This window comes from Streptococcus sp. Marseille-Q0941 (genome assembly GCF_943736975.1).
In the GTDB taxonomy this organism is placed as follows: Bacteria; Bacillota; Bacilli; order Lactobacillales; family Streptococcaceae; genus Streptococcus.
In genome coordinates, this window is sequence record NZ_CALSFO010000003.1 from 347,852 (window position 1) to 364,032 (window position 16,181).

The following is a 16,181-nucleotide window of genomic DNA, read 5'->3' on the forward strand; positions in this document are numbered from 1 at the left end:
CCATGGGAAAACCTTTATTAACAGACGAAATTATTGAGCGTGCGAATCGTGGTGAAAAAATCTCAGGTCCTACGTTAGTAGACAATGAAGAAACCAAGATATTATCAACTTCATCTCAACATTATGGAAATTCTCGCTCAAGAGATCATGGTTTTAGCCAGGAAACTTTAACAATTGAAGTCGAGCCTTCAATTCATAAAAGCCGTCGAATTGAAAATACTAAGAGAAATGTCTTTAACTCAAAATTGAATAAGATTCTTTTTTCAGTCATTCTTCTTTTGATTTTACTGATCTTAGCAATGCGCTTTATTTAAGGGGACAATCATGAAAATTGGAATTATCGCAGCTATGCCAGAAGAGCTAGTTTATCTAATTCAACATTTGGAAAATGCTAAAGAAGAGACGGTATTAGGAAATAGCTATCATACAGGGAATATTGGGTCAGTTGAGCTTGTCTTGGTAGAGAGTGGAATCGGTAAAGTTATGTCTGCCATGAGTGTAGCGATTCTGGCCGACCACTTTAAAGTAGATGCTGTTATTAACACCGGTTCAGCTGGCGCTTTGGCAGCAGGTATTGAAGTCGGAGATGTAGTCATTGCTGATAAGCTAGCTTATCATGATGTTGATGTGACTGCTTTTGGTTATAAATACGGTCAGATGGCCCAACAACCACTCTACTTTGAATCTGACAAGAAGTTTGTCAGTTTGATTCAAGAGAGTTTGTCTAAACTTAACCAAAAATGGTATTTAGGTTTGATTGCGACCGGTGATAGTTTCATTGCGGGTGAAGATAAGATTAAAGCTATAAAAGAACATTTTCCTAAAGTTCTTGCGGTTGAGATGGAAGGAGCGGCTATCGCTCAAGCAGCTCACGTGCTTAATCTACCTTTCTTAGTTGTCCGTGCCATGAGTGACAATGCTAACCACGAAGCTTCTATTTCATTTGATGAATTTATCGTAGAAGCAGGACGCAGATCTGCTCAAGCCTTGTTGACACTTTTACAATCTATTCATGATTAATATAAAAAGAGCACTTGTTAGTGTTCTTTTTTTAGGAAAAAAGAAGCTTGTCTCTGATAGAGTTATTTTCAGTCTTTTTTGATATAATAGAAACATTGATTTGAAGAATAGGAAGAGAAAATGAATCCTTTATTACATGGTATGAATGACCGACAGGCAGAAGCGGTCCAAACAACAGAAGGACCACTGCTTATCATGGCAGGGGCTGGTTCTGGTAAGACACGAGTTTTGACTCACCGTATTGCCTACTTGATTGATGAAAAGATGGTCAATCCCTGGAATATCTTGGCCATTACCTTTACTAATAAGGCTGCGCGTGAGATGAAAGAGCGTGCTTACGGACTTAATCCAGCCTCTCAGGACTGTTTGATTGCGACCTTCCACTCTATGTGTGTGCGTATTCTACGTCGTGATGCAGACCACATTGGCTATAATCGTAATTTCACGATCATTGATCCAGGTGAGCAGCGAACACTGATGAAACGTATTCTCAAGCAGTTAAACTTGGATCCAAAAAAATGGAATGAACGGACTATTTTGGGGACCATTTCCAATGCTAAAAATGACCTGATTGATGATGTGGCTTATGCTGCCCAAGCAGGAGATTTGTATGCGGATATTGTCGCTAAATGTTATACGGCCTATCAAAAGGAACTTCGTCAGTCAGAGTCGGTGGACTTTGATGACTTGATTATGTTGACCTTGCGTCTGTTTGATCAAAATCCTGATGTCTTGACTTACTATCAGCAAAAGTTCCAATACATCCATGTTGATGAGTATCAAGATACCAACCATGCCCAGTACCAACTGGTCAAACTTTTGGCTTCACGCTTTAAAAATATCTGTGTTGTTGGGGATGCTGACCAGTCTATCTACGGTTGGCGTGGTGCAGATATGCAGAATATCCTTGATTTTGAAAAGGATTATCCTCAAGCTAAGGTTGTTTTGTTGGAGGAGAACTACCGTTCAACCAAAACCATTCTCCAAGCAGCTAATGATGTTATCAGAAATAATAAAAATCGTCGTCCTAAGAATCTCTGGACTCAAAATGCGGATGGGGAACAAATTGTCTACTATCGTGCTAATGATGAACAGGACGAGGCTGTTTTTGTAGCTAAAACCATCGATGAACTTGGTCGAAGCCAAAACTTCCTACACAAGGATTTTGCTGTTCTCTATCGTACCAATGCCCAGTCACGTACAATTGAAGAAGCTCTTCTCAAGTCTAATGTTCCTTATACCATGGTCGGTGGAACAAAATTCTACAGCCGTAAGGAAATTCGTGATATTATCGCCTATCTCAATCTCATTGCAAATTTGAGCGACAATATCAGTTTTGATCGCATTATCAATGAACCAAAGCGTGGAATTGGCCCAGGTACTGTTGAGAAGATTCGTGATTTTGCTAATTTACAAGAAATGTCCATGCTGGATGCTTCAGCAAATATCATGTTATCAGGAATTAAGGGTAAGGCAGCCCAGTCTATTTGGGACTTTGCCAATATGATTCTTGACTTGCGAGAGCAACTGGACCAATTAACAATTACAGAGTTGGTTGAGGCTGTCCTTGAAAAAACAGGTTACGTTGATATTCTAAATGCACAAGCAACATTGGAGAGTAAGGCTCGGGTTGAAAATATAGAGGAATTCCTTTCTGTTACCAAAAACTTTGATGAACATCCTGAAAGTCAAGAGGAAGAAACTGGCTTGGATAAACTCAGTCGTTTCTTGAATGACCTTGCCTTGATCGCAGATACTGACTCTGGTAGTCAGGAGACGTCAGAAGTAACCTTAATGACCTTACACGCTGCCAAAGGACTCGAGTTTCCAGTTGTCTTTATCATCGGGATGGAGGAGAATGTCTTTCCTCTTAGTCGTGCCTCTGAAGATCCGGATGAATTGGAAGAAGAACGTCGTTTAGCCTATGTAGGAATCACGCGCGCCGAGAAAATTCTCTATCTAACCAACGCAAACTCTCGCTTGCTTTTCGGGCGTACAAGTTACAATCGTCCGACCCGTTTTATAAACGAGATTAGTTCAGATTTGTTGACCTATCAAGGTTTAGCTCGCCCTACTAATACTAGCTTTAAGGCATCATACAGTAGTGGTGGTACTACATTTGGTAAAGGAATGAGTCTGGCTCAGGCATTGCAAGAACGAAAACGCAATGCTGCGCCAACATCTATTCAGTCAAGTGGTCTACCATTTGGACAGTTTGCGGCTGGATCAAAATCGGTTCCTAGTGAGACAAGCTGGTCTATTGGGGATATTGCCCTTCATAAAAAATGGGGAGAAGGTACTGTTCTTGAAGTATCAGGTAGTGGATCAACTCAGGAATTGAAAATTAATTTCCCAGAAGTCGGCCTCAAAAAACTGTTAGCCAGTGTAGCACCGATTGAGAAAAAACCTTAAGTCAAAAATGAAAAAAATATAGTTAGACAAAAAAGGAGAATAAATGACTGAAAAATAAATGAAAACTGTGGGTTGGATTGCAACTTTTATGTCCATCATGATATATGTTTCTTATATTCCACAAATTTTAGATAATCTAGCAGGTCATAAGGGCAATTTTATCCAACCAGCAGTTGCAGTTCTAAACTGTTGCCTCTGGTGTTATTGTGGCTTCTTTAAAGAAAAGAGAGACATCCCTATCGTTGCGGCAAATATCCCTGGGATAATTTTAGGAATTATAACTGCATTGACAGCTTTAATTTAAAATTATAGAGTGAACTCTTCTTCGTATTAAAGCATGAAGGAGAGTTTTCTTTATTCAAAATTCCTAAAAAAACATGATATAATACTATTAGAAAGGTTGGTGTTTATGGCTAGAATACTTATCGTTGAAGATAATAATGAGATTCAAGAAATTTTGAGAACTCTTCTTTCTGCGGAACATGAAGTGATTCAGGCTTTTTCTGGTACCGAAGGAATGATTCGATTTGAACAAGGCGGCATTGATCTAATCTTGTTAGATATTATGCTACCGGGTAAAAATGGTGATCAGGTTTTAAAAGCCATTAGACAAGATAGTTCAGTTCCCGTCATCATGCTAACTGCCCTAAGCGATAAAAAGCTTATCAGTCAATATCTCTTAGATGGTGCTAATGATTATATTGTAAAGCCTTTTGATTTGGATGAAGTTTTTGCTAGGGTTATGGTACAATTACGTCAGAATAGTGACAAGCAACCAGTTGAAATCAAACGTCCAGATAAGTCGATTCAACAGTTAAAAAATATTCAATTTGATCCAGATAGTTTTGAAATCAAAAACAACCAGGAAACTATTCGATTGGCTAAGAAAGAGTGTTTGATTCTCCAAACCTTGTTGAGACATCCTAAGAAGATTTTTACGAAAGAAGAACTCTTTGAATTGGTCTGGGAGGATACTTATTTACCAGGTGACAATACTCTCAACACTCATTTAAGCAATCTCCGTAAAAAATTAACTCAATTGGATCCAGAGCAAGAGTATATTGAAACAATCTGGGGAGTTGGTGTTCGCTTAAAAGGAGACGAATAATGATCTATATTTTACTATCCTTGCTGCTGATAGTCATTATCGTATTGATAATATGGTTGATTCGCTATCATTTAGCACTCGTGAATTTGAGTCAACAAATCGAAGACAAAATACATACTGGAAGTATGAAGAGAATTGGAGTATCTACTTTTTCCAAGGATTTTATACATCTGTACCAGCAAATTAATCAACTCTTTCAAGAAGTTGAACAGTCACGGTTGATTATGAAGCGAGAGAAGCAGACTTTAGACATGGCTATTAGCAATATTGCACACGATATTCGAACACCTTTAACGATTGCGTCAGGTTATACTCAGCAATTGATTAAAACAGAAAATTCTGAGTCTGAAAATCTGAAAAAAATTTCCCATCATCTCAATCAAGTTTCAAAACGTCTAGAGACTCTTTTGGACTATCGTCGGTTAATGGAAGGAGCAGTTAAGCCTGACTTATCTGAGTTAGAAGTCTCAACATTTATGACGCAAAAATTATTGACCTATTATGATTCTTTTCAGACGGCAAAGATTGACCTGGATTTACAAGTAGAACCTGGTTTATATTTACTAACAGATTCAGATTTATTAGACCGTATGTTGCAAAATCTCATTGGCAATGTTCTAAAACATGGTAAGGAAGAAGCTAGATTTTCATTGAAGGAAGTGGACAATCACATCTGTTTAGAAATTTCTAATCTTGTCAAACAACCGATTCGTAAAATAGAAAATCTCAGTCAACGATTTTACTCTGAAAACCTCTCAGATACAGAAGAATCCTCAGGTTTAGGTCTTTATATTACAGAAGAATTATCCCATCTCCTTGGTGCAGAACTACAACTAAGTACTGATGGTGCTTGGTTTACAATTAGAATCCTCTTTTAAAACAAGCAACCTCCTCTATTTGAACAGAGGAGGTCATTTTTATAAGCTTTTCTTTTTGAAAACAGCAAGTCCACTTATGGTAAAGAATAGAATAACAGTCACTGTAACGATAACGGTGTATAGAATGGCCTGGCTATAGGCAGTCATGGCATAGGCAAAATTCAAGGATAAATAGCGCAAAATCTCGATATCTGGGAAGATAAGCATTGGCATTGAAAGTAAGATAGAAGTGATTAAATAACCAATGAAAACAGCCAAATAAGAATGAGTCACGTAGAGAATAAAGGACACAATAGATAGCCAAGCTAGAAGGCAGAGAAATTGCAGAGTAATTGTTAGAAGGAGATTGCCAATAAATCCTTCTGGCATCGTTCCAACTCCGTTTAGGATAGTCGCTGGAACGAAAGCAATGACTAGGCTAACAAGAATTTGCATTAGAGCGATACTTGCTAATACTACAAACTTAGCTAGGAAGAATTCTGTGCGAGAAACACCCACTGTCAAACTATTTTTATAGAGTTTTCCGATAAGATCAACTCCTAGAACTAAGCAAGCAAGGATAATACAGAGGAAAACTAGGTTTGAGCTATTGCTAGAGGTGTTAATAAGGGCTTGTATCCCATCCCATCCCTTGCTTGGCAGTTCGGTTTCTACGTTTGTACTTGTATTGACGGATATGAGCTGTCCTGTAGCCCCAATAGTAGCCCCCATTAACATGAGTGCAAAGAGAACGAGTTCTGTAATCCAAAAACCTTTGGAACGGAAAAGGCGGTAAAAGTCTGCTTGAATTGTGTGTATCATGGTGTTCCTCCTATTTTACTAATTGTGTGAAGTATTCTTCAAGGTTTTGACGAGCATAGTAAATCTCATCCACAGCGACATCTGCTAGAGTAAGTTCTTTGAGAATTCGTTTAACATCTTGTTCATGACTAAAAATATGAATTTCATTATCTGAATTAACAACTTTAAATTCGAGATGAATTTTGTCTTTTAAGATTTGACTAGCTTTTTCTTTGTCACTTGTTTTTAGAACAATATAGTCTTCATTCAGTGTCTCAAATTCGGTCTTACTGATTTCTCGAATGATTTTCCCTTGGTCAAGAATTCCAAATCGATTGGCAACCAGATAGAGTTCTGACAAGATATGACTAGAGATGAGAATTGTTATGCCTAGTTCTTGATTCAGACGTTGAATCATTTGACGAAACTCTTTGATACCGATTGGATCAAGCCCATTGATAGGTTCATCAAGGATGAGAAAGTCTGGTTTTGATAGCAGGGCAATCGCAATGCCTAAGCGTTGTTTCATCCCAAGAGAGAAATCTCGAAAAACTTTTCTACCTGTATCTGTTAACCCCACATACTTTAATGTTTCCTGAATAACTTGATCAGCATTTGGGATATGTCGAATCGTACAATAGTATTTCAGATTTTGATAGGCAGTTAAATGATTGTGAGCTACTGGGGATTCAATGACTGAACCTACTCGTGATAAGGCTTTCGTGCACTCCTTATACCCTTGACTGGAAAAGAGGGAAATCGTTCCATGGTCAGCAGATAATAATTGGGTAATGATTTTAATCAGAGTTGTTTTACCAGCACCATTCTTTCCGATAAGTCCATAGATATCTCCTTCTTTAACTGAGAGATTAAGATCTTGTAGAATAGGTTGTTTGCCAAATTGTTTGGACAAGCCATGGATTTCGAGGACTGTTTTCATAGTTTTCTCCTTTAACCTTTAATACTCAATGAAAATCAAAGATCAAAGTAGGAAGCGAGCCGCAGGTTGCTCAAAACACTGTTTTGAGGTTGCAGATGGAAGCTGACGTGGTTTGAAGAGATTTACGAAGAGTATAAGATGTTTTATTTTTATAATTCAAGTATAAAGCATAGATATCAAAGAATCGTCAAGCATTTCTAAAGAGTTTCTAAAGTTTTTAAGTTTCTAAAAAAATAAAAGCCCAGTTGGCTAGAAATACTAGTTGACTGGGCTTGTTCTCTATAAAATATATTTCTCAATGGCGCGTGCAACGCCATCTTCCTCATTGCTAGCAGTTACGGCATCAGCGAGAGATTTGACGTAGTCGCTGGCATTTCCCATGGCAATACCAAGCCCAGCAAACTCTAACATCTCAATGTCGTTATTGGCATCACCTATGGCCATGATTTCAGAAGGTTGGATATCCAAAATCTCAGCCAATCGAGAAAGAGCAGAAGCCTTAGTTGTGCCAAGTGGCATTGCTTCGTAGATGACTGGTTGAGAACGAACACCGCTAAATCTCTGACAAAGTTCATCAGCAAAACGTTGTTCAAAGTCATCTGTTTGCTCTTTTGTGCCTAAGAACATGCCCTGGAACATGCGATATTTCCCGCTAGTAGCTTCTTCCAGTGAGATTTCAGTCAGGTCAGCAAAAACAAGCGTAGCATCGTATTGAACGATAGGATTTGGTTTACCTCCAAGAACGAAGTAGTGTTCTTCATCGAAAAGCGTCAATTGCACCTCACTCTTTTCAGCAAGGCCATTCAAATATTCAATGTCTGATTTGCTAAGTTCGCGCCAATCAATCAGACTCCAGTCGCTGGTTTGATGGGTAGAACAACCATTATTGACGATGACGTATTCGTTCTCCAAATCAAGACCGAGTTTCTTGTAGTAGGGGAGGACTCCAAAGAGAGGTCGTCCAGTACAGAGAACCAGTTTGACACCTTTTTCGATAGCCTTATGAATGGCATCAATATGAGCCTGAGGAATTTCTTTAGCTTCGTTGAGCAGAGTACCATCCATATCTAGAGCAAGTAGTTTAATCATAGTCTTTCCCTTTCTCGTGTTTTGCCTATATTATAGCATATTTTGAGGAAAATAAGGATTACTGTGTCAATTTAGGATGTTTGGATGACAATTCAAGATTGAAGATGATGCTCTTCGAATATATGTTATAATATGATATACTGTATTATACTTGCAATGTATCTGAGATTATAGAGATAATAGTTAAAAAGCAGAGGACTTGTCATGAAAAAAAGAGTAGTACAGATTTTACTAGCCTTATTGGTAATCATTTATAGGAAGACATGGTTTTGGTGGATTTTTAATCACTTTTCAGCTAGATTTGTAGTTGCTAGTCGAGAATTTTTTCAAATTCTTGCTTTTTTAGAGTTTATTGTTATTCTTCTAGCTATGCTATATTTACTAGTATTCGAAGGTAAAAAAATTCTTGAGTTGAAGTGGAAATGGAGATATCTAGTTTATTTGCTTCTTGCTTATGGAGTCAGTTATCTTTCAGATATTGTGTTTTCTTTTTTAACCCCAGCAACATCCAATCAAATCGCTTTAAATGAATTGACTGAGATTACAGGGCGACAAGAGTTACCTTATCTTTTACTTATTGTTTGTCTGCTAGGACCAATTACAGAAGAATTGGTATATCGAGGAGTTCTGATGAATACATTTCTGAAAGATTCACCATGGTATGGAGATGTTTTGCTATCAGCCTGTGTCTTTGGCTATGTGCATGTCAGTTCAGGTTTAACACCACTCGCCTTTTTCACCTATGCAAGTGGAGGAGCAATTTGTGCATTCCTCTACCGAAAAACTCATTCTCTCTATTACCCTATTTTACTTCATATCATGATCAACATTACTGCATTTTGGGATTTGTGGGTACTCTTGTTTTCTGGTAGTTAATAACTATAAAAAGTCGGATTTTATTCCGACTTTTTTGATATGGGACAGGTTAAAATTAGGGCTTTATATCAATCTGTTTTGACTTAAAAAATGATATAATAAAAGGTAATGAAAAAACAAACGAGGCAGAGATGAAACTACTTTATACCGATATTAGGATTTCTTTGACAGAAATCCTGACTAAGGAGGCTCAAGAACTGGTTGCCAATGGCAAACGAGTCTTTTACATTGCCCCTAACTCTCTTTCTTTTGAAAAGGAACGCGCCGTGCTGGAGTACTTGAGTCAGCAGGCTTCTTTTACGATCACAGTCACGCGCTTCGCTCAAATGGCTCGTTATCTGGTTTTAAATGATATTCCTGAGAGGTCAAGTCTCGATGATATTGGTCTTGGTATGGCTTTCTATAAGTGTCTGTCTGAGATAGACGCTAAGGATTTACGTGTTTACGGCGCTATTAAGCAAGATCCACAATTCATCCAGCAACTGATTGAGATTTATCATGAAATGACGACGGCAAAGATGAGCTTTTTGGACTTGGAAAGCCTGACTGACGCTGATAAACGCTCTGATTTGCTCTTAATTTTTGAAAAGATAACAGCGTATTTAAATCAAGGTCAAGTTTCACAGGGGAGTCCATTATCCTATCTGATTGATGCTATTCAAGAAAACAAGGTAAGTAGTGATTTCCACAAAATTGCTCTCGTCATTGATGGTTTTACGCGTTTTTCTGCAGAAGAGGAACACCTAGTGGATCTGCTTCATCGCAAGGGTGTTGAGATTATTATTGGCGTCTATGCGACTAAGAAAGCCTATACTAGCCCCTTTAGTGAAGGGAATCTCTATCAAGCCAGTGTTGAGTTTCTACGTCATTTAGCCTTTAAATATCAGACCAAGGCAGAAGATGCCTGTAAAGAACATGAAAACCTTGACGCTTTTGCCAAGGCCTCAAAATTACTAGAAAGTGCTTATGATTATTCTGAAATCAGTATCGATGTAGACGATAAGGATAGAGAAGACTTACAAATCTGGTCTTGTCTGACGCAAAAAGAAGAGCTGGAGCTAGTTGCTCGCAGTATTCGTCAGAAATTACACCAAGAAGCTCAACTTAGCTACAAAAATTTTCGTATCTTACTAGGTGACGTAGAGTCTTACAAACTGTCCTTGCAGACTATTTTTAATCAATATCAGATTCCCTTCTATTTAGGTAAGAGTGAGTCTATGTCTCACCATCCTTTGACTCAATTTGTAGAATCTGTGGGACGTCTCAAACGATACTATTTCCGTCAGGAAGATTTGATAAATCTCTTACGTACTGGCTTATATACTGACATTACACAAGAAGAAATCGACAGCTTTGAACAATATATCCGCTATCTAGGCATTGATGGTCTTTCTAACTTTAAACAAAAATTTACAAAAAACCATCATGGGAAATTTGATTTAGAGAAATTAAACGAGTTTCGTGTCCGTGTTCTAAATCCACTAGAAACCTTATTATCCAGTCGTAAGCAAAAGACTGAAAATATCCTTACAAAATGGAATAACTTTTTGAAGGATGCATCTGTGACCAAGCAATTACAAACCTTAACTAAAACGATGGAAGTGGCAGAAAAAGAAAGACAAGAGGAGGTTTGGAAGGCATTTTGCCATGTAATGGAGCAATTTGCTACCGTTTTTCAAGGTTCTCAGGTTGCTTTAGATGATTTCTTGGCTCTTCTTCATTCAGGGATGTCCTTATCAAATTATCGTACAATTCCAGCAACTGTAGATACTGTTCTGGTCCAAAGTTATGATTTGATTGCGCCTTTGACTTCTGATTATATCTATGCACTTGGCTTAACTCAAGAACACTTGCCTAAAATTACTCAAAACATGAGTTTATTGAGTGATGAAGAAAGGGAAGTACTGAATCAAAGGACTCAAGAAGGTTCTCAATTATTGATTGCTAGCCATGAAAATCTTAAGAAGAATCGCTATACCATGCTTTCTTTGGTAAATTCTGCCAAGAAGCAATTGGTCTTATCAGCGCCAAGTTTACTCAATGAAAACGAGAGTAAAGAGTCGGTTTATCTGAAAGAATTGCAGGATTTTGGTTTTAGCAAGATTGAAAAGAGAATCGATCGAAAAAAACTATCAAAGGATGATATTGGTTCTTATCACAGTCTTTTGTTTAGTCTTGTTGCTTATCACCAGCAGGGTGAGTTGGAGACAAGTGACCAGGACTTGACATTTATTAAGGTTTTAGCTCGGGTTATGGGTAGAAAATTAGAAGATCAAGGTCTTGATAATCCTGTCCTACCGACCAGTCCAAAAAGTAAGACCTTAGCTACTGAAACTTTGGAAGCTTTGTATCCTCAAGATCAAGATTTTTATCTATCAACTTCTGGATTAACAGAGTTTTATCGAAACGAATACAGCTATTACCTTCGATATGTCTTAGGCTTGCAGGAAGAATTGCGTCTGAGACCGGATGCTCGAAGCCATGGTAATTTCTTGCATCGTATTTTTGAACGCGCTATGAAACTTCCTGATGATACATCTTTTGATCGTCGCCTAGAACAAGCAATCTCTGAAACCAGTCAAGAGCGAGAGTTTCAAGCGATTTATCAAGAAAGTTTGGAAGCCCAATTAAGCAAGGAAGTTCTCTTGGATGTTGCACGCGCTACAGGACATATTCTGCGTCACAATTCTGAAATTGAAACCATTCAGGAAGAAGTAGTCTTTGGTGGCAAGGAACAAACTTTTGTTCAGTTAGATAATGGCAGAAATGTCTATGTCCGTGGTAAAGTTGACCGTATCGACCGCCTAAAGACCAGTGATGCTATCGGTATTGTCGATTACAAATCATCTCTAACTCAGTTTAACTTCCCTCTTTTTTATAACGGCCTTAATTCACAATTACCAACCTATCTGGCTGCTCTTAAGAAAGAAGGAAATACAGACTTCTTTGGTGCTATGTATTTAGAGATGGCTGAGCCAGTTCATTCCTTACAATCTGTTAAAACTCTTTCAAAGGCTTTAGTGGAAACTTCTAAGAGTATGAAATATCAAGGACTATTTCTCGAAAAAGAGATAAAGAACCTTGGGGAACTATACAACAAAAACAAGACCTATCAATTGTCTGATGAGGAATTCCAGTTGTTGCTGGACTATAATGCCCTTATCTATAAGAAAGCTGCAGAGAAGATTTTATCTGGTAAATTTGCTATTAATCCCTACACAGAAGACGGCAGAAGTATTGCCCCTTATGTCCAACAATATCAGTCGATAACTGGTTTTGAAGCTAATTACCATCTGGGTCAGGCTAGATTGTTAGATAAGGTCGCTAAGAGCAATGATAAGGAAACATGGTTTAATAAAATTAGAGAGGAGTTGGAGTGATGAAATTTTTATCCCAAGAAGAGATTGAAAAGTTGCAAATAGAAGAAGCTCATTCTGACAAGAAACCCAAGAAAACAGCTGAACAAATTCAAGCTATTTACAGTTCTGGTCAAAACATTCTGGTCTCAGCATCAGCTGGCTCAGGAAAAACCTTTGTCATGACTGAACGAATTCTTGATCAACTAGCACGTGGTATAGAAATTCGCCAACTCTTTATCTCAACTTTTACGGTAAAGGCAGCAACCGAGTTAAAAGAACGCTTGGAAAAGAAAATCAGCCAAGAAATCCAAGAGACTCAAGATTTGGAGCTAAAAAAGCATCTTGGAAGACAATTAGCTGATTTACCAAATGCTACTATTGGAACTATGGACTCTTTTACTCAGAAGTTCCTGGCTAAACATGGTTATCTGATTGATCTCGCCCCAAACTTTCGGATTCTTGAGAATGAAAGTGAGCAACTCCTCTTAAAGAATGATGTGTTTCGACAAGTTTTCGAAAGTCACTACCAAAGTAAGGAACAAGAACAGTTTAGTCAGTTGGTCAAGAACTTTGCGGGTAAAAGCAAGGATGCACGTGGATTGCGTAAACAGGTCTATATGATTTATGACTTTTTGCAATCTACAAGTAATCCTCAGACTTGGCTAGAGGAATCTTTCTTAAAAGGATTCGAAATGGCTGATTTTACGATTGCTAAAGAAAAAATAGCAGAAGATATAAAGGAAAAACTCAGGGATTTGGAAAGTTTCTTCCGTTACCATCTAGATAATGATGCCAAGGAATTTGGAAAAGCAGCCTACTTAGAATCTGTCCAACAAGTTCTTGATGAAATTGGAACTTTAACGCCTGACTCGACTTTCAAGCAATACCAAGAAATTTTAGAGCGAGTTGTAACTATATCTAAGGAAAAAAATGGTAAGGCACTGTCAAATGCTAGTCGCAAGGCTGAGCTCCAAGCTCTAAAAGAAGCATATAACCAAGAGAGAAAAGACAGGTTTGAAAAACTAATCGCACTAAATGACCAAATTACTTTATTGAATTTCCAGGGAGATTATCATCAAGAGTCTTGGGACTTAGCAAAGACTTTCCAAGCCTTCATGAGTGATTTTGTTTCAGCTTATCGAATGCGTAAACGCGAAGAAAATGCCTTCGAATTTGCTGATATTAGCCACTATACCATTGAGATATTGGAAAACTTCCCTCGGGTGCGACAAGAGTATCAGGAACGTTTCCACGAAGTCATGGTCGATGAGTACCAGGATACCAACCATATCCAGGAAAGAATGTTGGAACTTCTCTCAAACGGCTCTAATCGTTTTATGGTGGGCGATATTAAGCAGTCTATTTATCGTTTTAGACAGGCAGATCCCCAAATCTTCAATGAAAAATTCCACAGCTTTGCTCAAGATAGTAAAGAAGGTCAATTAATCCTGCTTAAGGAAAACTTCCGTAGTAGTTCCGAAGTTCTAGATGCCACTAATGACGTCTTTAAGCATCTCATGGATGAAGAAGTTGGAGAGATATCTTATGACGGCATGCATCAACTTGTTTTCGGAAATACTGATTTACAGCCAAATCCAGAAAACAAGGCAGAAGTGCTCTTGTATGATAAGGATGATGAGGGCGATTCTAAGGAAGAGGAAGAGTTTTCGACCAACAAACTGACTGGTGAAATGCGCATGGTCATTAAGGAAATATTGCATCTTCATCATAATAAAGGTGTCCCTTTCAATGACATTGCTCTCTTAACTGCCAGCAGAAGCCGCAATGATCAGGTTTTACTTGCTTTGTCGGAATATGGCATACCGGTTAAAACGGATGGCGCTCAAAACAATTATTTGCAATCTTTAGAAGTGCAAGTTATGTTGGATACTCTTCGTGTCGTCCATAATCCTCTGCAAGACTTTGCTTTAGTAGCTTTGATGAAATCTCCGATGTTTAATTTTGATGAGGATGAATTAGCTCGTCTAGCTCTTCAAAAATCTGAGAATAAGGTTCAAGAGAACTTTTTTGAAAAATTAGTCAATGCTCAAGCCAAAACTAGTCCTCAAAAGGATTTGATAACATCTGAACTCCATAAAAAGCTTAACTTTTTCATGGAGACTATTGATGCTTGGCGTTTGTTCTCAAAAACTCATTCGCTTTATGACCTTATTTGGAAAATCTATAGTGAACGTTTCTACTATGATTATGTTGGTGCCTTGCCAAATGGTCAGGCTAGACAGGCCAACCTTTATGCCCTAGCTCTACGAGCTGATCAGTTTGAAAAGAGTAATTTTAAAGGTTTATCACGCTTCATAGCTATGATTGATCAAGTATTGGAAGCCCAGCATGATCTTGCTAGTGTTGCTGTAGCTCCACCTAAGGACGCTGTCGAGCTGATGAGTATTCATAAGAGTAAGGGACTTGAGTTTCCTTATGTCTTTATTCTCAATATCGATCAGCAGTTTAATAAGAAAGATTCCATGTCTGATGTTATCTTAAGTCGAAAAAATGGCCTTGGTCTTAAGTACGTAGCTAGAGTCGCTACAAATGCAAAAGAGGAATATCTCCCATCAACGATTAAGTTATCCATTCCAAGCTTGACTTATACTCAAAATGAGAAAGAGCTCCAATTAGCAAGCTATTCTGAGTTAATGCGTTTACTTTATGTAGCCATGACGCGTGCTGAGAAAAAGCTCTATCTAGTCGGTAAGGGATCTCGAGAAAAGTTGGAGTCTAAAGAATATCCGACAAACGGAAAAGGTCTTTTGACTCGTGAAACTAGACTCGAAGCTCAAAATTTCCAGGACTGGATTTGGTCAATCTATCAGGCCTTTTCTAAAGAAGACCTACACTTTAGTGTGCGTTTCGAGGGTGAAGAACAACTGACAGAAGAAGCTATCGGTAAATTGGAAACTAAAAGCCAGCTCCAAGATCTTTCTCAGGCAAGCAACCGTCAGTCTGATACCATTAGGGAAGCTTTACAAATGCTAAAAGAAGTGGAAGTCTATAATGAAATCCACCGTGCAGCAATTAATCTTCCAAGTGTTCAGACCCCAAGCCAGATTAAAAAGTTTTATGAACCAGTCATGGATATGGACGGTGTAGTAGTAGCTGGTCAAACTAAACCAAAAGAAAATAACCTTCACTTTGAACTTCCAGACTTCTTCAAAACCGAAAAAGTTACTGGAGCTGAGATTGGTAGTGCCACCCATGAACTCATGCAACGAATCAACCTTTCTCAGAAGCCAAGTATAGAAACTCTAGCAGAAGCCTTAGAACAAGTGCAAGCGAGCTCAGCTGTTAAAGATAAAGTGAATCTAGAAAAAATCTTGTCTTTCTTTGATACAACTCTTGGTCAAGAGATTCTTGCAAACCAAGATAAACTTTATCGAGAACAACCTTTCTCAATGTTAAAACGAGATGATAAGAGTCAGGAAGACTTTGTTGTCCGTGGAATCTTAGATGGTTATCTAGTTTATGACGATAAGATTATTCTATTTGACTACAAGACAGACCGATACGATCATGCTAGTCAACTGATTGAGCGTTATCGTGGCCAACTAGAACTTTATGCAGAAGCCTTGTCTCGTTCTTACCAAATAAATAAAGTTGAAAAATATTTGATTTTACTCGGGAAAGAGTTGGTTGAGGTGGTCGAAGTTAACTAATCTTGTAAAAACTATTGCCTTTCTTGGCAGTAGTTTTTATTTAGTTTC

12 protein-coding genes are annotated in these 16,181 nt (G+C 38.1%); 9 read left to right on the forward strand and 3 right to left on the reverse strand.

The window, feature by feature from the left end:
- The first annotated feature begins 2 nt into the window (after positions 1 to 2).
- From macP to NGI26_RS03625, 6 genes are all read left to right on the forward strand, one after another.
- Positions 3 to 314, forward strand: coding sequence for a cell wall synthase accessory phosphoprotein MacP (macP, locus tag NGI26_RS03600; protein ID WP_251936054.1), 312 nt, complete (start codon positions 3 to 5; stop codon positions 312 to 314).
- 10 nt (positions 315 to 324) lie between these two features.
- Positions 325 to 1,020: a 5'-methylthioadenosine/adenosylhomocysteine nucleosidase gene (locus NGI26_RS03605; protein WP_251936056.1), complete on the forward strand. Its 696-nt coding sequence runs from the start codon at positions 325 to 327 to the stop codon at positions 1,018 to 1,020.
- 120 nt (positions 1,021 to 1,140) lie between these two features.
- Positions 1,141 to 3,432, forward strand: coding sequence for a DNA helicase PcrA (gene pcrA, locus NGI26_RS03610; protein WP_251936058.1), 2,292 nt, complete (start codon positions 1,141 to 1,143; stop codon positions 3,430 to 3,432).
- A 58-nt stretch (positions 3,433 to 3,490) separates the two neighbouring features.
- Positions 3,491 to 3,736 (forward strand): SemiSWEET family transporter, encoded by a 246-nt coding sequence (locus NGI26_RS03615; protein ID WP_251936060.1) that lies wholly within the window; start codon positions 3,491 to 3,493, stop codon positions 3,734 to 3,736.
- Positions 3,737 to 3,841: 105 nt separating this feature from the next.
- A complete protein-coding gene (locus NGI26_RS03620; RefSeq protein ID WP_251936063.1) occupies positions 3,842 to 4,540 on the forward strand; it encodes a response regulator transcription factor in 699 nt (232 codons plus the stop codon).
- Positions 4,540 to 5,418, forward strand: a complete 879-nt coding sequence (locus NGI26_RS03625) for a sensor histidine kinase (protein WP_251936065.1) — start codon at positions 4,540 to 4,542, stop codon at positions 5,416 to 5,418. The genes NGI26_RS03620 and NGI26_RS03625 overlap by 1 nt, the downstream gene beginning before the upstream one ends.
- Before the next feature lie 39 nt (positions 5,419 to 5,457).
- On the opposite strand, the gene NGI26_RS03630 is transcribed toward NGI26_RS03625, so the two are convergent.
- The 3 genes from NGI26_RS03630 to NGI26_RS03640 all read right to left on the reverse strand — a co-directional run bounded on the left by NGI26_RS03630 (position 5,458) and on the right by NGI26_RS03640 (position 8,227).
- Entirely contained in the window at positions 5,458 to 6,219 is a 762-nt protein-coding gene (locus tag NGI26_RS03630; RefSeq protein WP_251936067.1) for an ABC transporter permease, read from the reverse strand.
- A 10-nt stretch (positions 6,220 to 6,229) separates the two neighbouring features.
- A complete protein-coding gene (locus NGI26_RS03635; RefSeq protein ID WP_251936075.1) occupies positions 6,230 to 7,138 on the reverse strand; it encodes an ATP-binding cassette domain-containing protein in 909 nt (302 codons plus the stop codon).
- A 279-nt stretch (positions 7,139 to 7,417) separates the two neighbouring features.
- Complete coding sequence (locus NGI26_RS03640; RefSeq protein WP_251936078.1) at positions 7,418 to 8,227, reverse strand: Cof-type HAD-IIB family hydrolase; 810 nt, start codon at positions 8,225 to 8,227, stop codon at positions 7,418 to 7,420.
- Positions 8,228 to 8,431: 204 nt separating this feature from the next.
- On the opposite strand from NGI26_RS03640, the gene NGI26_RS03645 reads away from it, so the two are divergent.
- From NGI26_RS03645 to addA, 3 genes are all read left to right on the forward strand, one after another.
- Complete coding sequence (locus tag NGI26_RS03645) at positions 8,432 to 9,103, forward strand: CPBP family intramembrane glutamic endopeptidase (RefSeq protein ID WP_251936084.1); 672 nt, start codon at positions 8,432 to 8,434, stop codon at positions 9,101 to 9,103.
- A gap of 131 nt (positions 9,104 to 9,234) precedes the next feature.
- A complete protein-coding gene (gene rexB / locus NGI26_RS03650) occupies positions 9,235 to 12,483 on the forward strand; it encodes an ATP-dependent nuclease subunit B (RefSeq protein ID WP_251936088.1) in 3,249 nt (1,082 codons plus the stop codon).
- Entirely contained in the window at positions 12,483 to 16,133 is a 3,651-nt protein-coding gene (gene addA, locus NGI26_RS03655; protein WP_251936097.1) for a helicase-exonuclease AddAB subunit AddA, read from the forward strand. The genes rexB and addA overlap by 1 nt, the downstream gene beginning before the upstream one ends.
- Positions 16,134 to 16,181 lie beyond the last annotated feature (48 nt).